Source organism: Streptomyces sp. FXJ1.172, assembly GCF_001636945.3.
In the GTDB taxonomy this organism is placed as follows: Bacteria; Actinomycetota; Actinomycetes; order Streptomycetales; family Streptomycetaceae; genus Streptomyces.
Genome location: NZ_CP119133.2, coordinates 1087288 through 1108976 on the forward strand (window position 1 = coordinate 1087288; position 21689 = coordinate 1108976).

A 21689-nucleotide genomic window follows, 5' to 3' on the forward strand; every position below is an offset into this window, starting at 1 on the left:
TGGCCGGGTGAACCCGAGAGAGCGACGCGCGGCGCGCCACCAGCCGCCGAACCCCGAGGCCGAAGCCGCCCCCACATCGCGGCGCCGCAGGGCCCCGATCACCGTGGAGCAGGTCATCGACACCGCGCTGGGCGTCATCGCCACAGAGGGCTACGAGGCACTGACCATGCGCCGGCTGGCCGGCGCGCTCGACACGGGACCCGCCTCGCTCTACGCCCACGTGGTCAACAAGGCCGACCTCGACGAGCTGCTCATCGGGCGGCTGTGCTCCGAACTCGTACTGCCCGAACCCGACCCTACGGCCTGGCGGGAGCAGATCCGCGGCGTGTGCACCCAGATTCGGGACCAGTACCTGAAATACCCCGGAATCTCCCGCGCCGCGCTCGCCATGGCGCCCTCCGACCTCGAGACCGTGCGTGTCACCGAAGGAATGCTGGCGATCCTGCTCGCCGGCGGCGTCACCCCGCAGGCCGCCGCCTGGGCCATCGACGCCCTCTTGCTGTACGTGGCCGCCTACTGCCTTGAGACATCGATCGCGCGCCGGCGATCAGCGCACGATGACGCCGCTTGGGTCCTCGACCGCGACGAACTGCAACGCCGGTTCACCGCTCTCCCCGTCGAGTCCTTCCCCCACACCACCCGCCACGCCGCCGAACTCACCGCCGGCGAAGGCCACGACCGGTTCGACTTCACCCTCGCCCTGATGATCGACGGCCTCGCCCACCACTGACGACCTCGCGCACGGTGGCGGTCATGTGTGTCCGGTGTGCCGCGACGAGTGCGCCGTGCGCGGCAGTTCGCAACTGGCGCCACGACGACGCCATTACCGCAGTACGGGGCGCGGCACCGCGGTTCTGCATGCCGCGTGGGCTGATGGCCCGCACAAGGGCTGTTCCATGCCCCCCGTTCGTCTGTGCCTGGGTCAGTAGGCGGAGTTGACGTTGTCGATGGAGCCGTAGCGGTGGGCGGCGTAGTTGGCGGCCGCGGTGATGTTGGCCACCGGGTCGGTGACGCTGCTGGCGGTGCCGTTGACGTGGTAGGCGTGGAAGGTGGGGTCGATGACCTGGAGCAGGCCCTTGGAGGGGGTGCCCTTCTGGGCGTTGACGTCCCAGTTGTTCTGGGCGGTGGGGTTGCCGCCGGACTCGCGCATGATGTTGCGCTTGAGGCCGTCGTAGCTGCCGGGGATGCCCTTGGCCTTCATGATCTGCAGGGACTGCTTGATCCAGCCGTCGAGGTTGTTGGCGTTGCCGGTCGTGTGCTGGGTGGTAGTGCGGCTGTGCGTCCCCGTGGTCGTGACCGCGTGGGAGGTGTGCATCTGCGTCGCTTCGGCGGCCTGTGCGGTGGTCGGCATCAGGGTGAGGACGGCGGCTGCGGCGCCGGTGGTGGTGATGCCGGTGAGGGCGAGGGTGCGCAGGCGGGCGATGCGGGTGCGAGCGGTCATGGTCATGCGTGGGGGAACCCTTCGGTGGGGGACATCGTGGGTGCCGGTGGTGTCGAGGGCCGCGTGGGGCGGGTCTCGTTCTGCTGGTGCCAGTGGGCGGATCCGGCGGGTGTCCGTTCGGTCCGTCGCCTGGCTCCCGGCGACGAGAGCAATAGTTAGCGGCGGGCGGGGCGGGGCGCAATGATGTGACGTACTACCCTAGATCGGAGCTATGCCCGGTATGGCAGCTTTTGGAGGTTTTATTCCCTGTTCAGGGCGTTCTGGGGCTACGAGGCCGGATAGGATGTGATCTGGGTCCTATGGGTGGCATCACTCCCCCAGACCCCCTCAAGGCGCGAACGGGACCAATCCGCTCGAACAGGGGCACTGGGCAAGCTGGACGCCTGGCACGTCCATGGATCACTCGTCGCCGACATCAGCCAGCCGCGGCAGCCGTCAAGATGATCACCCGCGGCCGATGCGATGGGGAGCCGGTCCCCGCCGTTGCGACGCCCGCCGGCGCGCAGCATGGATCACCGAGCTGTGCACCGCGGGTTCATTGCCCATAGCTCACGCCGCTGCGCGGCTGCTGCGCGGTCACCTGTGTTCCCGCAGCACCGTGAGGCGGCGCTTGATGATCACTCTTAGCATTTAAATCGACACTGAATGTAAGCGGCCCGGGAAGGGAGCAGCACGATGCCGGTTTCTCGTCGCGGCGTCCTGAAACTGGGCGGGATGGCCCTGGCCTCGGGGGCCGGCGCCGGTGCGGCCGCCGCCTGTGGCTCCATCGCGCCGTTCATGCAGGCCGATGCCCCGGGGAAGGCGGACTACACACTGCGGATCGCGACCGGGCGGGTGGAGGTTGCGCCGGGCACGGTCGTCTCGACGACGACGTACAACGGGCAGTTTCCCGGACCGCTGCTCCGGTTCACCGAAGGCCGCCCGGTCGTGGTCGACGTCCACAACGACACCGGCACCCCCGAGCTGCTGCACTGGCACGGGCAGCGGGTTCCGGCCGAGGTGGACGGGGCTGCGGAAGAGGGGACCCCGTACATTCCTGCGCACGGGACGCGCCGCCTGTCGTTCACCCCTGGACCGGCCGGCTTCCGCTTCTACCACACCCATGTGGCAGCCCTCAGTGACCTGGCCCGCGGCACCTATACCGGTCAGGCCGGCCCGGTCTACATCGAGCCGAAGGCCGACCCGGGCGCCTACGACCAGGAAGTGTTCCTGACACTGAAGGAGTTCGAGCCGTCCCTCAGCCACGGCGGGGACGTCGTGCAGACCTTCCTGGCCGGCTCCCCCGTGCCGGACCTGAAACGCAGGGGCGAGAAGGCCATGACCGACTCGCTCGCCCGGGGCATGCCGCGCGGCTACGAAGTCGGCTACCGCGTCTTCGGCATCAACGGCCGCGCCTTGGGCCACGGCCAGCCGATCCAGGTCAGGGCCGGGCAGCGCGTGCTGCTCCACGTCCTCAACGCCAGCGCCACCGAGATCCGCAGCCTCGCCCTGCCCGGCCACACCTTCAAAGTGCTCGCGCTCGACGGCAACCCGGTACCCCGCCGGACCGACGTGCCGGTGCTGTGGATCGGCACCGCCGAACGCGTCTCGGCCCTGGTCGAGATGAATCACCCGGGCGTGTGGGTGCTCGGGGACCTGTCCGACGACGACCGGAACGCGGGCATGGGCACCGTGGTGGAGTACGCCGGCCACAGCGGCTCCCCCCAGTGGATCACCCCACCCGCGTTCACCTGGGACTACCGGACCTTCACGGACTCCGGCTCCACCACCCAGCGCCCCGACCGCACCATCGACCTGCTGGTGGAGAAACACAACGCCGCAGACAAGGGGTTCAACATCTGGCCCCTCAACGGCGTCCCCTTCTCCCTGGACACCGACAAGCCGGTACTGGACGTCCAGCGCGGCAAGCGATACCGCATCCGGTTCCGCAACGCCAGCGACGACATCCACCCCCTGCACCTGCACCGCCACACCTTCGAGGTCACCCACATCGCCGGCACCCCGACCCACGGCCTGCACAAGGACGTCGTCATGCTCGGCGGCTACCAGACCGTTGCCGTCGACTTCACCGCCGACCAGCCGGGACTGTCCCTGTTCCACTGCCACCAGCAACTCCACATGGACTACGGATTCATGATCCTTCTGCGCTGCTCCTGATCCTCCATTGCCGTGGAGACGGCACCCCATCATCAGAGTTCGCCAGCCCGCATTCTCGACAAATTCACTGTTCGGCTTTTTGGAATCATGCACTGGAAAACACGGGCGGCAGCGAAATCCTCGTATTATTGTCGAACCATCCTCGTTACCCGATACCCGAGGCCTGCCAGGCAGGCGCTGCACAGGCGCGCACGGCAGTGCGATAGGTCATTTGGGCGGCTTCACACATGAACGGCGGTGCCGGGCTTGCGGAGTGTTCTGGAGTGTCCGATGCTCGAGCCATCGTCGTCCAGTGGAGCGGATGGGAAATTCGGCAGGTAATTCAGAACGATCGCTGATATGAAACACGAATATCGTCGAGCCGTGAAGCGACGGGCCGGAGACGACGTTTCCTGTGCGGGTTCGTTCCCTGCGCGAGGTCCTGCCGAACAAGGAGTGGGAAAATGCGAAGGACGCGATGGAAGCGTTTCGCCGCCATCCTGACCCCGAGTGTCGCCGGCGCCACCCTCCTGGCCGTGAGCGTGGCCCAGGGCGCTCTCGCGGCGTCGTTCTTCATCTCCGGTGACACATTCAAGATCGCCGCGAACTCCCTGACCGGCAAGGGCATGAGTATCTACGGCATGGTGGATGTGACACGCAGGGGCAAACTCGTGCCGGTCACCGTCACGGGAGTGAGGACCGCGAAGATCGACGCGCTGTGCCTGTCAGTCCTCTTTCCGATCCCCGTGCTGGGCCCCTACACCATGCGGCTGACCGGCGGCGACCACGGTCGTCCCGCCAGGGCACGGAACTTGTTCTTCGACGTCAGCACGCTCAGGGCCAGCGAAACGGACGTGAACAACCTGGACATCGGCGTCGCGGCAGGATCGCTCACCTCGGGCGAGGTTTCCCCCGGTGACCGGGGCTCGAAATTCTTCGATCCGAACAGCATCGCGATGCAGAGTACGTCCATCACCCTGGACAACCTCCGCGTCAATGCCGTTGCGGCTTCCTTGGGCTCTCTCAACCTGCCCGGATCCAAGCTGTCGTTGAGGTCGGGCGCCCAGGAATGCTTCTGAACCATCCCGATGTCTCTGAGTCCGAAGAGTAGCGAGCCCTCATTCATGAGCAACCTGACCGTCCCGGCCGAGTGGCATGACGCTCTCTCCCGTACGAGGCGCAGATTTCGAATCTGGCGCGACACACGTCCCTTCTGGGCCGGACTGATGACGCTGTCAGCGGGTCTGCCCATCATGTATTTTCCCTACGCGCACCTGACTTGGGGCAGCGTCACCCTGGCACTGTCCACGACTGCCGGTGCCGCATCGCTGGTCATCGGCGTCCTCCTCGCCGTTCTCGGTCTCCTTCTGTGGTTTGAGCAGAACACGCGCATCTTCGCGGGAATCGCCGCGATCCTGCTGTCCTTGATCGCCTTGCCGCTCGCCAACTTCGGGGGCCTGCTGCTCGGTACGCTGCCCGGCCTCATCGGCGGCTCCCTCGCCTGTGCCTGGCTGGCGCCCGACGACACCACCGTGCCCGGGGATTCCGTGGACACCAGTCACGAGCCCACCAGGGCCGAGAACGACGACCCGACCGTCATCTCGGCGACACCGGCGGACGGTGGACATCATGCTCAGTGACCGCTCCAGCGCCTCGCCCCAGGACAACATGCCGGTCGCGGTACACGCGCCCGAGCCGCACGTCCCGGGAGCACGGGCCGCACTTCCCAGAGGTCCCAGACCAGTTGGGCACCTGCTGTTGCTGGGCTCGCTGCCGGCCGCTCTCCTGGCGGTCGCGGCCGTGCCACCGAAGACGGGGCCGGTGACGGCGGACCGCTCCGTGCCGAGCGCGCGTCAGGCCCTCGCCGCCGGAGACGGCCCCAGCCACGCCCCCTGCGAGTCTCGGAGCCGTCCCACAGCCGGCGCCGCACAGCAGCCGGCAACGACACCCCGCCTTCCGGAGCCCGAACCGGACGCCCCTCGACCGGAGAACCCATCACTCCTGCCCGGCCAGCGAGACGATGACCCGCCTTTGCAGGCACAGGCTTCGCCCACCGCCGATCAGCTCCCGACACATCTGCTGGGCGACCTCTACGAGACAGCCGCTCCGGCTGCCGGCAATCCTTCCTGCCTCGCCGCCTGTTGCCGCACAGAGCCGCCGCACGAGCGGGACCGGGTCTCCGCCTCCCCCAGGCAGTCGGCTTCCCCTCGACACAGCCGCGGCACCCCCCACACCCCCATCCCCGTGGCGTCGACCGACCGCACTCCGGTCGTTCCGGCCAACGACACCTGGACGCTCAGATCTCGCCGACTCGTGCTCCGCGACGCGGAGTTCGCGGGCGTGGTCACCGTCAGGACCGCGACAGGGAGGAAGCGCCTGCTCAAGTTCACCGCCCGCTCGCTGAGAGCAGCCGACCTCGACCTGGCGGTCCGAAGGGGTGCCACCACATGGCACCTGACGGCCGGCGCCGGCACCATCGCCACCGCCGGGGGCCCGACGACGTTGTACGCGGAAGAAGTGGTCGGCCAAGCCCTCAGACTCGGCGGGAGGACGGTCGCACCCCGAGGACGAGTCGTGATCAGCCCGAACTCCGTTCCGCAGTGGCTCTCCCCTGCGGTTCCGGCCGCCCGGAACGCTCGCCACCGAACGATCACCATCGAGGGAGCAGCCCTCTACCGGATCCGCCTGACCGGCGGAAACCTGAAGGTGCCCAGGCCGCACATCCGGACAACGTAGTCCCCCACGAGGCCTGCTGCCCTCGCGCGCCGGGTACCGCAGGCACCTGCAGGCATGGAGGGAGGCCCTGCGGACGGGACTGCCGACTGCTCGGCCCCGGGTCATGTCACGTCGACTCCCGTACGACCAGTCGGCAGGCGACCGTCCGCACCCCCGGTGTCGCCTCGCCCGCATCGATCGCTTCCAGCAGGCGCAGGGCCGCTATCCGGCCGATCTCCGAGAGGTCCATGTCGATGGTGGTGAGCGGGGGGCGGCTGGCGAGGGCCATGGTGTCCCAGTTGTCGTAGCCGACCACCGCGATGTCCCCGGGGACACCGACGCCCCGTTCGCGCAGCGCGTCGGTGACTCCGCGGGCGATCTGGTCGTTGCCGCAGAAAAAGGCGTCGGTGCCGGGGGCGGTGCGCAGGACGGCGTCCGTCGCGCGGCGGCCCCATGCCTCGCTCCACTCGCCGAAGTGGACACGGTGAGTGGACAGGCCGAGGCCGGCGCCCTCCAGGTGCCGCACGGCGTGGCCTGCGCGGTCGCGAGCGGCCGCATGGTGTTCGGGGCCGGTGACATGGGCGATGCGGGTGCGGCCCGTGGACAGCAGGTGCTCCACGGCCAGCTCGGCGCCGCCCTTGTCGTCCGTGACGACGGACATGTCACCGGGGTCCGTGGACGGTGAGAGTGCGTAGACCACGGGGACCGACTCCAGGCCGGTGATGCCGGTCAGTGGTGGGCGCGGGTCCGTGCGGCGACCGGTGACGATGATGCCGTCGACGCGGCGGTCCATGAGATTGCGCAGGTGGTGCTGTTCGCGGATGGTGTCGCCGCGTGTGTCGCACAGCAGTACCGATATCTTGCCGGCGCCAAGGGCGTCCTCGGCGCCGAGGAGGACCGGGGTGCTGAAGCGTCCGATGCCGTCGGTGGTCATCAGGCCGACGGTCCAGCTGCGGCCGGCGTGCAGGCTCTGGGCGTGCTGGTTGGGGCGGAAGCCGAGGGCCTCCACCGCGTCCAGCACGCGTTGACGGGTCTCCGGGCGCATCCGGCCCGCGCCGCTGAGCGCCTTGGAGGCGGTGCCCACGCTGACGCCGGCGAACGCGGCGACGTCGGCGAGCCTGGCCCGGCCGGTGGGAGGAGAGCCTGGAGCACCAGCGGGAGCGGTCACGAGCAAACCTTTTCCTCGAGTACGACGACGCTGCCCATCGTGACAGGCACGGCCGTTCCCTGCCAGTCCCTGAGCAAACGGGAGAATCCCTTGCCGCTCCCCTTGACCGAGGTGTGCCGCTGCTCTCTACTTCTCGATCAGGAAAACGGTTGCTCACATGTTTGCCCGTTGCTCGTACCCGCTTCCCTCTCGGAGAGCCATGCCCAGCACACGCTCCGCCCCGCCCTCCCCCACCGGTGCCGTGGGTCCGGTCCGTCTCGGTCCGGCCGCCCGTGCCGCGCTGCGTCCCGCCGTCGGCGGCATCGACGCGGGCTTCTGGCACAGCCGGCGCGAGGTCAACGCCGGCACCTCCATCCCGCAGGGCCCCGAACTGCTGGAGTCCGCCGGCAATCTGCACAACCTGCGGATCGCGGCGGGCACCACCGAGGGCGAATTCCGGGGGGCGTACCCCTTCGTCGACACGGACGTCTACAAATGGCTGGAGGCCGCGGCCTGGCAGCTCGCGCAGGAGGCCGACGGCGAGCTGGAGGCGCACGTCGACCGCATCGCCGCACTTGTCGCCGCCGCCCAGCAGCCCGACGGATACCTCAACACCTGGTTCCAGCTGGCCAAGGGCGGCGAGCGGTACCAGGACCTGCGCTGGGGGCACGAGCTGTACTGCGCGGGACACCTCATCCAGGCCGCCGTCGCACACCACCGGGCCACCGGCCGCACCGAACTCCTGGACGTCGCCGTGCGCTTCGCCGACCACATCGACTCCGTCTTCGGGCCACCCGGCAGCGGCAAGCCCCTCGACGGCATCGACGGGCACCCCGAGATCGAGACCGCACTCGCCGAGCTGTACCGGGAGACCGGCGAGCGCCGCTATCTCGACCTGGCCGCCTACTTCGTCGACCGGCACGGCCACGGCCTGCTCGGCGGCGACGCCTACTGCCAGGACCGCGTCCCGCTCAGGGAGGCGACCGACGTCGAGGGCCACGCCGTACGCCAGTTGTATCTGCTGGCAGCGGCCGCCGATCTCGCCGCCGAGACCGGGGACCGCGAACTGCGCACCGCCGCCGAGCGGTTGTGGCACGCCATGACCGCCACGAAGACCCACCTGACCGGTGGCCTCGGTGCCCACCACGACAAGGAGGACTTCGGTGACCCGTACGAACTGCCCAACGAGCGTGCCTACTGCGAGACCTGCGCCGCCATCGCCTGCGTCCAGTGGAGCTGGCGCATGGCCCTGCTCACCGGCGAGGCCCGCTACAGCGACCTGATCGAGCGCACCCTGTACAACGGCTTCCTGGCCGGAGTGTCGCTGGACGGCGAGCGCTGGCTGTACGTCAACCCGCTCCAGGTCCGCGACGGTCACACCGATACCGGCGGCGATCAGTCCGCCCGCCGCACCCGCTGGTTCCGCTGCGCCTGCTGCCCGCCCAACGTGATGCGCCTGCTGGCCTCCCTGGAGCACTACCTGGCGAGCACCGACGACGGCGGACTCCAGATCCACCAGTACGTCACCGGCCGCTACCGTGGCGGGGGAATCGCCGTGCGCTGCGTGACCGAGTACCCCTGGCACGGCACGATCGCCCTCACCGTCGAGGAGAGCCCGGGCGAGGACCCCTGGACGCTGTCCCTGCGCATTCCGCAGTGGTGCCGTGACGTGCGCGTGCGGTGCGGCGAGGAGTCGTACGACGCTCCGGTGGCCGACGGCTGGCTGCGGCTGGAACGGACCTGGGCCGTCGGTGACCGGGTGGTCCTGGAGCTGGCGCTGGAGCCCCGCTTCACCGCGGCCGACCCGCGGGTGGACGCCGTACGGGGCTGTGTGGCGATCGAACGCGGCCCGCTCGTGTACTGCCTGGAGCAGGCGGACCATCCCGGTGGCGGCCTGGACGACATCGTCGTCGACCCGTCGCGCCCGCTCGCCGTCAAGCAGCGCCCGGACCTGCTCGGCGGCGTGACCACGCTGGTGGCCGCGGGCCACCGGCGCCGGATCCCCGACGCGGGCTGGTGGCCGTACACCCCGCTCCACGCTCAGGGCCCCTCGCCCACGGACCCGGCACAGGGTCCGGCCGAGGGCGAGCCGCTCGAGCTGACCGCCGTCCCCTACTACGCCTGGGCCAACCGCGAAGACGGCAGCATGCGCGTCTGGCTGCCCACCTCCTGACTCCCTCGCCCTACGAACATCGAGGTCAGCCCCGTGATACCCACCCGCCGCACACTCCTTGCCGCACTCACCGCCGTCGCGCTCGCCTCCCTCACCGCCTGCGGGAGCGGCTCCGGCTCCTCGGGTGCCGGCCACGCCTCCTCGGGCACGTACACCTTCTGGGACCCGTATCCGCAGTTCGACGCCTCCTCGCCGTGGGGCAAGCGCGTCGCCGAGTGCGGGACGATGGCCGGGGTGAAGGTCAAGCGCACCGCGTACGACACCACGGACCTCGGGAACAAGGCGCTGCTGGCCGCCCAGCAGGGCAACGCACCGGACGTGATGCTCGTCGACAACCCGGTCGTCTCCACGCTGGTGGAAGCGGGGATCCTCAACAAGACCGGCGATCTCGGCCTGGCCACGGGGTCGATACAGAAGAACATCATCGGCGCCGGCACCATCGACGGCTCCGCGTACGGCGTGCCCATCGGCGCCAACACACTCGCCCTCTACTACAACAAGAAGATCCTGTCCGCCGCGGGCGTGGACCCGGCCTCCGTCAAGGACTGGAACTCCCTCACCACCGCGCTGAAGAAGGTCAAGGCGGCCGGGAAGAAGGGCATCACGTTCTCCGCGATCAACACCGAGGAGGGCAGTTTCCAGTTCCTGCCCTGGTTCTGGGGCGCGGGCGGCGACCTGACGAGGCTGAACTCGGCCCGGGGCGTGGCCGCGCTGTCGCTGTGGAAGCAGTGGGTGGACGCGGGGTACGCCCCCAAGGACGTCCTGCAGAACACGCAGACCACCAGCTGGCAGGAGTTCGCCACCGGCACTTACGCGTTCGGCGAGAACGGCACCTGGCAGCTCGGCAACGCGGGCAAGACCGGATTCGGCTACGGGATCATCAACATCCCTGCCCAGAACGGGGGTTCGGCCCCCGTGCCGACCGGCGGCGAGTTCGTCACCGTGCCCGTGCAGAAGGACACCGCGCGCTACGGCGTCAGCAAGAAGATCGTCGAGTGCCTGACCAGTGACGCCAGCCTGCTGCCGACGGACACCACGCTGATGTACGTGGCGCCGACCGCGGCGGTGCAGGCGGCACAGGTCAAGCAGGACCCGCAGCTGAAGCCGTGGGTGGACGCGGTGGCCGCGGCGCGCGGCCGCACCAGCGGCGGACTGGGCACCAAGTACCCGGCCATCTCGCAGCCGATGTGGACCGCCGTCCAGGCGGCCCTCTCGGGCGGCAAGAGCCCGCAGGCGGCCCTTGACACCGCCCAGGCAAGCGCAGGGAAGAACTGAGGCCGGGCCATGACCATCGCCCGCGTCGACCGGCCACGGCGGACACCGGGGGTGACGGAGGTGAGCGGGTCCGGTCCGCTGTCGCCGCAGCGCAGACTGAGGCGCCGGAGCCGGCTGACCGCGTTCGCCTTCGTCGCCCCGCTGATCGCCTACCTCGCCGCCTTCTACCTCTACCCCCTCTACCGCAACCTCGACCTGAGCCTGCGCGACTACACCGTCCGCTCCTTCGTGGCCGGCGACGCGCCCTTCTCCGGCTGGGGCAACTTCCGCAAGGTCCTGGACGATCCGGCCTTCGCTCCGGCACTGCGCCACACGATGGTCTTCACCTTCGTGTCCATCGCCTTCCAGTACGTCATCGGCCTCGCCCTCGCGGTCTTCTTCAACCGGCACTTCCGCCTCTCGGGCGTACTGCGGGCGCTGTTCCTCATCCCGTGGCTGCTCCCGCTGATCGTGTCGGCGTCCACCTGGTCGTGGATGTTCAACAGCGAGTCCGGCGTGGTGAATTACTTTCTGCACTTCTTCGGGGTCGATCCGGTGGGCTGGCTCACCTCGCCCGACTGGGCGCTGACCTCCGTGATCGTCGCCAACATCTGGATCGGCATCCCGTTCAACCTGGTCATCCTCTACAGCGGGCTGCAGAACATCCCCGCGGAGCTGTACGAGGCGGCGGCCCTGGACGGGGCGAGCGCCTGGCAGGTGTTCCGCCGGATCACCTTTCCGCTGCTGCGGCCCGTGTCGGCGATCACCCTGCTCCTCGGTCTCGTCTACACCCTCAAGGTGTTCGACCTGATCTGGATCATGACCAAGGGCGGTCCCGGCGACTCCTCCTCCACCCTGGCGACCTGGTCGTACCAGCTCGGGTTCGGCACGCTGCTGCCCAAGTTCGGCCCGGGCGCCGCGGTCGGCAACCTCCTCATCCTCATCGCGCTCGTCTTCGGCCTGCTCCACATCCGCGTCCAGAGGAGGCAAGAGGCGTGAACTCCCGCTCCAGGGGCCCCCGTTACACGATCATCGGTCTCCTGCTCACCGCGCTGATGCTGTTCCCGGTGTACTGGATGCTCAACGTGTCCCTCACCCCTCAGCAGGACATGCGCAAGAACCCGCCCGGCCTCTTCCCGCTGCACCCGACCTTCGAGGGCTACCGCTCGGTCCTGGACGACCAGTTGCCCTACCTCGGCACCAGCCTGCTCATCGGCCTCGGCACGGTCGCCCTCACCCTGCTGCTCGCCGCCCCGGCCGGCTACTCCCTGGCCAAACTGCGCCCGCGCGGCGGCGGAACCCTCGGCCTGGTCCTGCTGATCGCCCAGATGGTCCCCGGCATCGTCATGGCGATGGGCTTCTACGGCATCTTTCTCGACTTCGGCCTGCTGAACTCCTGGTGGGGTCTGATCATCGCCGATTCCACCATCGCCGTGCCCTTCGGCGTCATGATCTTCACGGCGTTCATGTCGGGCATCCCCGGCGAGCTGATCGCCGCCTCGCGCATCGACGGCGCGGGCGCCTTCCGCACGTTCTGGTCGATCGTGCTGCCGGTGAGCCGCAACGCGCTCGTCACCGTCTCGCTCTTCAGCTTCCTGTGGGCCTGGTCCGACTTCGTCTTCGCCAACACCCTTGACGGCGGCGGCGATCTGAGGCCGATCACCCTCGGCATCTACAAGTACATCGGCAACAACAACCAGGAGTGGAACGCGATCATGGCCACCGCCGTCGTCGCCTCCGTTCCCGCGGCAGTCCTGCTGGTCCTCGCGCAGCGCTACGTGGCCGCGGGCGTCACCGCGGGCGCGGTCAAGGACTGACCGTCCTTCCGGTCACGGACCGGCCTGCTCCCCCATCCCCTCCGTCGAGGAGAACCCCTCCATGAGCCGCACAAGACCCCTCACCTCACTGCTGGGCGTCTGCGCCCTGGCCGCCACCGCCGTACTCGCCACCGACCCGCCGGCCCAGGCGGCCCCCACCTCGTCCACCACACTGGTGGTCAACGCGAACCAGACGCTCCGCCCGGTCACCCATGTCGCCACCGGCAGCCTCTACGGTCTCGCCGACGGCAGCACGCCCGCCGACAGTCTCGTCACCCCGCTCAGGCCGAACACGTTCGTGCAGATGGCTCCGGGCGGCTCCCAACTCCCCAACGGCGAGCCCGAGCCGGCCGGTGACGCACTGGTCGTCGCTCCGAAGGCCGCCCGGGCCGGCGCCAAGGTGGTCGTCCGGATGCCGGACTTGTACCCCAACTTCCCGTACAAATGGGTGAGCTGGAGCGACTGGCTGTCCGCGGTCGACAAGCAGGTCGCCTCCGTACGGTCCTCGGGCGCGGGCGACATCGCCGCGTACGAGCTGTGGAACGAGCCCGACTGGACCTGGGACACCACCCATGCCGGTGCCTTCGACGACGGCTGGGCCCGCACCTACAAGGAGGTCCGCTCCAAGGACACCAAGGCCCCGGTCCAGGGCCCCAGTTACTCCGCCTGGAATCAGTCCTGGATGAGCACCTTCCTCACCGACGCCAAGGCGAGCGGCACCGTCCCCGACATCATCTCCTGGCACGAGCTGCAGGGCAGCAAGGACATCGCCGCGCACGTCGCCGCCTACCGCACGCTGGAGGCCGCGCTCGGCATCAGCCCGCGGCCCATCGCCATCGAGGAGTACGCCGAGCCGTCCGAAGTGGGCGTCCCGGGCGCACTCATCGGCTATGTCGCCAAGTTCGAACGGGCAGGTGTGCACGACGCCGAACTCGCCTTCTGGAACCACTACGGCACCCTCGGCGACACCCTCACCGACACCGGCGGCGCACCCAACGGCTCGTACTGGATGTACAAGTGGTACGGCGACATGTCGGGCTCCATGCTGGTCACCACGCCCCCGGCGCAGACAGGCATCGACGGCATCGCGTCCCTGAACGGCTCGGGCAACCGGATCAGCGTCGTGGCGGGCGGCTGCACCGGCTCCTGCGCGGTGACCGTGGGCGGCCTGTCCTCGCTGCCGGCCTTCGGCAACACGGTCCATGTGAAGCTGGAGTACACACCCAGCACCGGCCGTACGACCGCCTCTCCGGGCCCGGTCACCGTCTCCGACGCCGACTACACCGTCTCCGGCGGCTCCATCACCGTACCGGTGACCATGAACGCCTCCGACGGCTACCACCTGGTGATCACACCGGCCGGCACCTCCACCTCACTGGCCGGGCGTTACCAGATCACCAACAAGAACAGCGGCCTCGCCCTGGACACCCTGAACGCGGGCACCGCTCAGGGCACTTCGGTCGTCCAGGCCACGTCCACCACCGACAGCGACAAGAACTGGAGCCTGGTGGCGGCGGGTTCGGGCCTGTACAAGATCGTCAACCAGAGGAGCGGCCTGCCACTCGGCATCCAGAACATGAGCACCGCCGACGGCGGCCCTGCCCTGATCTGGGGCGACAACGGCACCGCCGACCACCTCTGGCAGGTCATCCCCGCCCGCGACGGCTACTACAAGATCGCCAACTACAACAGCGGACTGCTCCTGGGCGTGGACCAGATGAGCACGTCCTCCGGCGCCCAGGTCCTGCAGTGGTCCGACAACGGCACCGCCGACCACCTCTGGAAGCTGACCGCGCGCTGACAAGTCCCCCGCGCCGCTCGGCACCGAAGAAGACACCTGTGTCCCTGGCCGATGTCGGCGGCCGGGGACACAGGCCGGGGATGACCCGCACGGGTGGTGACAGGACCGCCGCCCCGGTCAGGGAATGAACTGCACCTCCGGGAAGGCCGCGGACACGGTGGCTCCTCGTGAGTCGCTCGCGGCGTCAGGTCAGCCCCGCCCCGGCAGGTCACGAAAGGCAATTGAGGGCAGGGCAGACCTCGTACTCCCGGGGACGGCCTTCGCCCAGCCGCGGGTGACGGTCTCCTTCGCCTTCGCCAGTTGCGCGTCCGTCGGGAACTGCGGCGTCCCCTCAACCGTCGGCAGTCGTTCGGCGGCGGCCTTGTCGAGGGTGCCGTCCTGCCGCATGACCTCCATCAGCACCGGGCGGGCGTAGCTGCGCAGCCGGAGGTTCTGGCCCTGTGGGCTGAAGAGGTACTCCTGCCACAGGCGGGCAGCCGCGGGGTGCGGGGCGTTCTTGTTGACCGCCAGCGCGAAGTACTGGGCGAAGCTGCCGTCGAAGGGGATCGCGACCTGCCAGTTCACACCCTTGGCCCGAAGCTGGTCGGCGTAGTGCAGGTTGATGTAGTCCCAGTTGATGCTGATGGGGGTCCGGCCGTCCTCGACCGTCGCCAGATTGGACCTGAGCGGGTTGAGGTTGCCCTTCTCGTTGAGCTTGGCGAAGAAGTCGAGACCGGGCTGGACGTCCGCGAACGAACCGTTGTTCGCCAGCGCGGCTGCGTAGACGCTGGCGAAGGCGGTGGCCGACCGGGGCGGGTCGCCTTCGAGGGCGACCTTGCCTCTGTAGGCGGGTTTCAGCAGGTCGGCGAACGTCTCCGGACAGTGCTTGACCCGGTTGGCGTCACAGCCGATGGAGATGTAGCCCCCGTAGTTGTTCGACCAGCGGGCTTGGGAGTCCTTCTGATTGTCGGGGATCGAGTCGAAGGCGGCGACCTTGTACGGCGCGAGCAGATTCTGTGCCGCTGCGTTGCGCGCGAACGTGTCGCCCACGTCGATCACGTCGGGGGCCGTCGGACGGTTCCCCCTCTTCCGGACGGCGTCGATCTCGTCCTCGCTGTGGCCCAGCGGATTCTCGACCTTGACGGGGATGCCGTACTTCTTCTCGAAGCCGTCGATCAGGCCGCCGTAGTCGGCCCAGTCGCGCGGCAGCGCGATCGCCCTGAGCGTGCCCTCCCGTTTCGCCGCGGCGATCAGCGCGCGCATGCCGCCCGCGTTCTCGGCGGAAGTGGCAACCGACGGCTTCGCGAGTCCGGTGGTCGGTGTGGTCTCGCAGGCGCTCAGGCCCAGTGCCGCGAGAGCGAGGCAGCCGAGGACGGCTGCTGCTCGGGCACGGCGTGTGGTCACGACTGCTCCAGGACCTGGGGGATGAGGTTGTCACCGGGTGACATGTGCTTGGTGCGGGGCGCGGCGGACCTCCGGAGGAACGCCCGGTGCCGCCGTAGCCGGTCTGGAGTTCCGGTGGCTCTGGCCGGCCGAGGGTCCACGGGCCGGGGAAGTGGTCGTCGAGGCCAGGGTACCCGTGCGCCCCGGTGACGGAATCCCGTCCGGGGAAGCCCGTGACCGCCTCCGCGGTCCGCGGGATGCTGCCTGCGCGGGCCCCAGGTCCCTGCCACAGGCCCCGGGCCCGCCTCGCGCGATGCCCGCACACGGCGTGCACGAGCCGTGCCGGAAAGGGGCGTGCACGCGCCCCTCACAGTGCTGTGTCGTCCCATTGGCCGAGCAGGATCTCGCCGAGTTCTTCCGTCTCGGGCGTGGTGCCGTGGCGAAGGGACTGTTCCGCCCAGATGACCTTGCCGGTGGGCGTATAGCGGGTCCCCCAGCGTTCGGCGAACCGGGCGACCAGGAAGAGTCCGCGCCCGCCCTCGTCGGTGACTTTCGCCCGGCGCAGGCGGGGCGAGGTGCTGCTGCCGTCGGAGACCTCGAGGATCAGGGTGCCTGCGGCGGGGCTCTCGGCCGGCATCGTGCGGAGCAGCCGGACGGCGATGGGTTCGGTGCCGTAGCGGATGGCGTTGGTGATCAGTTCGCTGAGGATGAGTTCGGCGGTGAAGGCCACCTGCTCCAGGCCCCACTCCGTCAGCCTGCGGGCGCAGGCGGTGCGCACCGGGGCCACCGCCGCCGGGTCACGGGGCACGTCCCACGTGGCGACCTGCGTGGGTCCGAGCCGGCGCGTGCGGGCCACCAGCAGCGCGATGTCATCCCTGGGCCGGTCCGACAGCATGGCCTCCATCACCGCCGCACAGGTGTCCTCCGGCGTTCGCTCGTGCCCTGTCAGAGCGCCACGCAGGGCCTTCAGACCGGCGTCCAGGTCTCGGGTGCGGTCCTCGATCAGTCCGTCGGTGTAGAGCACCAGCCGGGAACCCTCGGGCACGGTGAGTTCGGCGGCCTCGACCGGCAGGCCGGCGCCGATCCCCAGTGGCGGGGAGACGGGCAGCCGAGGGAAGTCGACGGTCCCGTCGGGCCGGACCACCGCCGGACCGGGATGACCTGCGGTGGCGAGAACCAGCCGCCCGGAGGTGGGGTCGTAGACGGCGTACTGGCAGGTCGCACCCGTGATCATCCCCTGCCCGTCCTCCGCGGTGGCGGCCTCTTCGGCGTCGATCTGGGCCACCAGCTCGTCCAGCCGGCCCAGCAGTTCCTCCACGGGCATGTCCAAGCCGGCGAAGTTGTGTACGGATGTGCGCAGCCGGCCCATGGTCGCCGCGGCGTGCAGACCATGGCCGACGACATCGCCGACGACCAGCGCCACCCGGGTGCCGGACAGCGGGATCACGTCGAACCAGTCGCCGCCCACCCCGGCCTGGGCCGGCAGGTAGCGGTAGGCCACGTCGAGGGCGGACTGCTCGGGCAGCGCGCGTGGCAGCAGGCTGTGCTGCAGGGTGACGGCCGTGGCGTGTTCGCGGGTGTAACGGCGGGCGTTGTCGATGCACACCGCTGCCCGGGCGGCCAGCTCCTCGGCGAAGGACACGTCCTCTTCCTCGAACGGCGGAGAGTCCTTTGCCCGCCAGAAGTTCACCACTCCCATCACCACGCCGCGGGCCCGCAGCGGAACCACGAGCAGGCAGTGGATGCCGTGGTCGAGGATTCGCCGGGTGCGTTCGCGGTGCTGGGCCCGCCATACGTCGGAGGTTCTGAGGTCCTCGACCAGCACCGGTCGGCCCTCGCCCATCGCCACGGCGTCGGTGTGGGCGGGGACGAGCCGGATCAGCTCGCCGACGGGGAGGAGGAGATCGTCCGCGTACAGGCCGGCGACGGCGCTGCGGCGCAACTGGGTGAACTCGGTGGTCGCACCTGGGGACTCCTCGCCGTGCAGGACCGGCTCCAGCAGTTCGACGGTGACGATGTCGGCGAACCGGGGCACCGCCACCTCGGCCAGTTCCTCGGCTGTGCGCTTCACGTCCAGCGTGGTGCCGATCCGCAGTCCGGCGTCGTAGAGCAACTTCAACCGTTCGCGCGCCGCGTCGGCCCGGCCGGTGAGGGCCCGCAGCTCGGTGGTGTCCCGCAGCGTCACCACACTGCCGACCGGTCCGTGAGGTGCGGTGAGCCGCTTGTTGACGGCGAGCATCCGGGCGCCCGCCGGGTGCACCTCGTCGCTGGCCGGGCGGTCGGAGGCCAGCAGCCCGGCGAGGTCCCCCTCCAGCCCCAGCGCGGTGACGTACCGCCGCTCCGCGTCCGTCGGCAGGTCCAGCAGCCGCCGTGCCTCGTCGTTGGCCAGCAGCAGCCGGCCGTCACCGCCGACGATCAGCACTCCTTCCCGCACCGCGTGCAGCACCGCGTCGTGGTGCTCGTACATCCGGATCATCTCGGTCGCCCCCAGCCCATGGGTCTGGCGCCGCAACCGCCGGCTGACCAGGCCCGAGCCGCCTGCCGCGACGGCGAGGGCTGCGGCGGCGCCGCCGAGGAGGACCGGCAGCTGCCGGTTCACCCTGTGCTGCACGGTCTCGACCTTGAGGGGCACGGAGACGATGGCGACGACCGAGCCGTCAGGAGCCCTGACGGGAACGGCCGAGATCACGGAGAGGCCCAGGGAGCCCTTGAAGGTACTCGTGAACGGTTTGCCGCTCGCCGCCTGTCCGTAAGGCCCGATGACGCGTTTCCCGATCTGGTGCGGGTCGCTGTGGGTGAGGGTGATCCCGTCCAGCCCGTACACGATGATGGCGTCGACGCCTGCGGCCTTCCGGGCCGCCTCCGCGTGCGGCTGCAGCACGGCGGTCGGGTGCGCGCTCTCCAGCGCCGCCACGGTCCCCGGGGAGTTCGCGAACGCCTGCGCCGTGGCGAGCGTCCGCTGCCGGGCGTCCGACATGACGTCGCGTCGCGCCTGCACGACGAGCGCCACGAGGGTGGCCGCGACGAGCAGCATCACGACCGCCAGCTGCAGGAGGAAGACCTGGCCGGCGAGACTGTGCACGCTCAGCAGCGAGCCGGACCGCCGCCCCTCTCCCCCCTGACGGAGCCGATCGGGGCGAGGAGTCCTGCTGGACTCATGGGGCATGTCGCGCCCGGAATGATCCGAAACTCCACACACAGTCTATTTTTATCGTTTTTGAGCGGTCGGCCACTGTGCGACCCGGACGGGGTACTGCCAGGGCGTGACCGTGCCCGGTGACTCCACCGGACCAGTGGTGAGGGGCCGGGTGGCCACCCTCGCGCCACCGAGGACAACGGCCGCGTTCCCGTCCTTGTCGTCGCCCCCGCCCCCCCAGGTCGGCTTCAGGAGGTAACCGCCGGCCGATGACCGGGGCTGACGTGACGGGGGTGCCCCGGGCGGGCCGGCCCTCGTACAGGACCTGCTCAACACACTGTCCGCCGGCCGGCCGCGCCGGCCCGAGCTGCTGGAATCCGTCGAGGGCGCCGGTGCGTGATCCTCGCTCCGGCCGTCGTGCGGGTCGTGTCCCGGCGACCTGCCACGTTCACACATCCTCATCAGCGGCGGGAATCGCCTTCTCAGCGGCGGGAATTGCCTTCAAGATCGTGCGCGCCCAGTCGGCGGGGGCCGGGGTGGTCAGGCAGGCCGCGAGGCGGGCGGTGTGGAGGCGGCGCTGCTCAGGGGTCATGGTCAGGGCCTGGTGGAGGGTGTCGACCAGGTCGTGCGGTGTGTCCGGATCGGTGAGGAGTGCGGCCCTGCCCAGGTGTTCGGCCACGCCGGCATGCCGGGACAGTACGAGGATGCCGCTGCGTCCGGCCGCTGCCGAGCAGGCGACGTATTCCTGTGCGGTGAGGTTCATCCCGTCGGCCAGCGAGGTCACCCAGAAGACGTCCGCCGCAAGGTAGTTGTCCACGATGCGCGGGAAGGGCAGGGTCCGGGGCACGTAGTCGACTGGTTGCCAGGTCGGGGACCCCCAGTGGGAGTTGAGGTCGGCGATGGCCTGCTCGAGCTGGGTCCGGGTGGTCTCGTAGGCGCTGACGCCCGGTTCGGGGGGCGGGCAGATCAGCCGGAAGCACACCCGGCCGCGAAACTCCGGCGCCCGCTCGAACAGGGTGGCCAGGGCACGGATCTTGTGCACGGGTGCCTTGGCGTAGTCGAGGCGTTCGACGGAGAGCACCAGTTGCGTGCCGGCTCGGGGACGGTGCCGCCGTGAGCGGGCGCGGGTGCGGGCCTGGGACTGCACGGCCTGGAGGTCGATGCCCAGCGGGTGTACTCCGGTGCGCGGCGGGCGGGCGGTGCCTGCAAGGAGTCGCTGGAAGTTGTCGGCGTCGGCGGTGGTGTGGAAGCCGGCCCAGTCCAGATGCGTGAGTGAGGTGCGCAGCTGGCCGGCCGTGGGGAGCCGGCGGAAGGTGTCCGGCGTGGGGAAGGGCGTGTGGTGGAAGATGCCGATGGTCACGTCGGGGCGGCGTGGTTTGAGCAGGCCGGGGACGAGCCAGAGGTTGTAGTCGTGGAGCCAGATGGTCGCCCCGTGGGCCGCGTGGGCGTCGATGTGGTCACTGAAGGCGGCGTTGACCTGTTCGAAGTCGGCCCAGTGGCGTGGATCGTGGCGGATCAGGTCGGGTGCGGACACCAGGGCCGGCCACAGGGTCTCCTTGCAGGCGCCGTGGAAATAGCCCGCCCAGGTCGCTGACGCGACGGGCAGCAGCGCCAGTGAGAGCACGGTGGGGGGCGCCGGACAAGCGCAGCGTGTGAAAGGAGTGTCCCGGGCGGGAGCGGGGGCGGCGTCCTGGTCGGTGACCAGTGCGGCCGCCCATACGGCGTCCTGGTCGCAGGCGCGCGGGTCCAGGGCGGAGGTGAGCGTGGGCAGGATGCCGTTGGGGCTGACCGGAGACTGCCATCTGCCTTCCGACCAGCGCAGCGGCGGGCGGTGGTACCCGACCACCACGCGTGAGGGGCGGCTGATCCAGCCGAGGTCCTCCAGCGCCGACAGGATCGCCGCCGCACCGTCGAGTGGCGGGCGGTGGACGCGTTCGCCGGGTGGCACCCGCGCGGCCAGGCCGGGTTCGGCATTGCCCATGACCACGCCGTGGGCGCCCAGGTCGAACAGCGACAGGTCGTTCAGGGAGTCGCCGGCCACGAGCAGGGCGCACACCGGCCAGCCCAGCATGCGGGCGAGTTCCCGGAGAGCCGCTCCCTTGCCCGCATTCACGGGCAGGACGTCGAAGTAGCGGCCGGCGGAGTACGTCCACGAGCAGCCGAGTTCGGCCACCGCCGCCTTCAGGTCTGCGGTCAGGTGCTCGGGAGGCAGGTAGAAGGAGCACCGTCCCTCCTGGACGACTCCGTCCTGGTGGGCGAGGCCGGTGAAGCCCTCCAGCGCGGAGCGCACCCGGTCCGCGCCGGGCCAGCCGGCCCGCAGTCGTGTCTCCAGGGCATCGAGGTGGCTGCCCGCGACGGCGTCGACGACGCTGGCCCCGACGTCGGCGATGATCCAGCGCGGCACGGGCACCAGCGGGTCGGCGGCCAGCACCGACCGCACGGAGTGCACCGAGCGGCCGGTGGCGAAGACCACGGTGATGCACGGGTGCAGGTCCAGCAGATGGCGCAGCCTGCGGCGTGCTCGGTCGTCACCGGCCAGGAGGGTGCCGTCAAGGTCGGTGACCAGCACCCGGGCGGCGTCGTGTGAGGGCCGCACGGCTGCGGGGCGAGCGGTCCGACGGTGGGCGATGTACGGGGCGTTGACCACCACTCCTCCTGGAAGCAACTTTCTGTAATGGGTCGATGCCTTACAGTGATATTCTCAGTG

The 21689-nt window shown here is 69.8% G+C and carries 15 protein-coding genes; 10 read left to right on the forward strand and 5 right to left on the reverse strand.

All coding sequences use genetic code 11. The features are described 5' to 3' along the window. The first annotated feature begins 7 nt into the window (after nucleotides 1–7). Nucleotides 8–730, forward strand: a complete 723-nt coding sequence (locus tag A6P39_RS05260; protein WP_234378940.1) for a TetR/AcrR family transcriptional regulator — start codon at nucleotides 8–10, stop codon at nucleotides 728–730. Between the two features lie 192 nt (nucleotides 731–922). On the opposite strand, the gene A6P39_RS05265 is transcribed toward A6P39_RS05260, so the two are convergent. Further along, nucleotides 923–1441 (reverse strand): transglycosylase SLT domain-containing protein, encoded by a 519-nt coding sequence (locus A6P39_RS05265; protein WP_443053053.1) that lies wholly within the window; start codon nucleotides 1439–1441, stop codon nucleotides 923–925. A gap of 675 nt (nucleotides 1442–2116) precedes the next feature. Here A6P39_RS05265 and A6P39_RS05270 point away from each other — a divergent pair. From A6P39_RS05270 to A6P39_RS05285, 4 genes are all read left to right on the forward strand, one after another. Then, complete coding sequence (locus A6P39_RS05270; protein ID WP_079133588.1) at nucleotides 2117–3598, forward strand: multicopper oxidase family protein; 1482 nt, start codon at nucleotides 2117–2119, stop codon at nucleotides 3596–3598. A 515-nt stretch (nucleotides 3599–4113) separates the two neighbouring features. After that, the gene (locus A6P39_RS05275) at nucleotides 4114–4656 is read left to right on the forward strand and encodes a DUF6230 family protein (protein WP_275883811.1); all 543 of its coding nucleotides are present in this window, start codon (nucleotides 4114–4116) and stop codon (nucleotides 4654–4656) included. Nucleotides 4657–4701: 45 nt separating this feature from the next. Further along, nucleotides 4702–5217: a DUF6114 domain-containing protein gene (locus tag A6P39_RS05280; RefSeq protein ID WP_067051418.1), complete on the forward strand. Its 516-nt coding sequence runs from the start codon at nucleotides 4702–4704 to the stop codon at nucleotides 5215–5217. Between the two features lie 604 nt (nucleotides 5218–5821). Beyond that, nucleotides 5822–6313, forward strand: a complete 492-nt coding sequence (locus A6P39_RS05285) for a hypothetical protein (protein WP_159396127.1) — start codon at nucleotides 5822–5824, stop codon at nucleotides 6311–6313. 106 nt (nucleotides 6314–6419) lie between these two features. Here A6P39_RS05285 and A6P39_RS05290 read toward each other — a convergent pair whose 3' ends face one another. After that, nucleotides 6420–7460, reverse strand: coding sequence for a LacI family DNA-binding transcriptional regulator (locus tag A6P39_RS05290; RefSeq protein ID WP_079133599.1), 1041 nt, complete (start codon nucleotides 7458–7460; stop codon nucleotides 6420–6422). Between the two features lie 199 nt (nucleotides 7461–7659). On the opposite strand from A6P39_RS05290, the gene A6P39_RS05295 reads away from it, so the two are divergent. From A6P39_RS05295 to A6P39_RS05315, 5 genes are all read left to right on the forward strand, one after another. Then, complete coding sequence (locus A6P39_RS05295; RefSeq protein WP_067051115.1) at nucleotides 7660–9612, forward strand: glycoside hydrolase family 127 protein; 1953 nt, start codon at nucleotides 7660–7662, stop codon at nucleotides 9610–9612. Nucleotides 9613–9645: 33 nt separating this feature from the next. Further along, complete coding sequence (locus tag A6P39_RS05300) at nucleotides 9646–10887, forward strand: sugar ABC transporter substrate-binding protein (RefSeq protein ID WP_067051118.1); 1242 nt, start codon at nucleotides 9646–9648, stop codon at nucleotides 10885–10887. A 9-nt stretch (nucleotides 10888–10896) separates the two neighbouring features. Further along, a complete protein-coding gene (locus tag A6P39_RS05305; protein ID WP_067051122.1) occupies nucleotides 10897–11865 on the forward strand; it encodes a carbohydrate ABC transporter permease in 969 nt (322 codons plus the stop codon). Nucleotides 11866–11921: 56 nt separating this feature from the next. Then, entirely contained in the window at nucleotides 11922–12683 is a 762-nt protein-coding gene (locus A6P39_RS05310; RefSeq protein WP_067051422.1) for a carbohydrate ABC transporter permease, read from the forward strand. Between the two features lie 61 nt (nucleotides 12684–12744). Continuing rightward, the gene (locus A6P39_RS05315; protein WP_067051125.1) at nucleotides 12745–14484 is read left to right on the forward strand and encodes an RICIN domain-containing protein; all 1740 of its coding nucleotides are present in this window, start codon (nucleotides 12745–12747) and stop codon (nucleotides 14482–14484) included. A 189-nt stretch (nucleotides 14485–14673) separates the two neighbouring features. On the opposite strand, the gene A6P39_RS05320 is transcribed toward A6P39_RS05315, so the two are convergent. From A6P39_RS05320 to A6P39_RS05330, 3 genes are all read right to left on the reverse strand, one after another. Continuing rightward, the gene (locus A6P39_RS05320; protein WP_067051128.1) at nucleotides 14674–15867 is read right to left on the reverse strand and encodes an ABC transporter substrate-binding protein; all 1194 of its coding nucleotides are present in this window, start codon (nucleotides 15865–15867) and stop codon (nucleotides 14674–14676) included. A gap of 346 nt (nucleotides 15868–16213) precedes the next feature. Then, nucleotides 16214–19012, reverse strand: coding sequence for a SpoIIE family protein phosphatase (locus tag A6P39_RS05325; RefSeq protein ID WP_079133589.1), 2799 nt, complete (start codon nucleotides 19010–19012; stop codon nucleotides 16214–16216). A 418-nt stretch (nucleotides 19013–19430) separates the two neighbouring features. Further along, nucleotides 19431–21629, reverse strand: coding sequence for a trehalose-6-phosphate synthase (locus A6P39_RS05330; protein ID WP_234379061.1), 2199 nt, complete (start codon nucleotides 21627–21629; stop codon nucleotides 19431–19433). Between the last annotated feature and the right edge of the window lie 60 nt (nucleotides 21630–21689).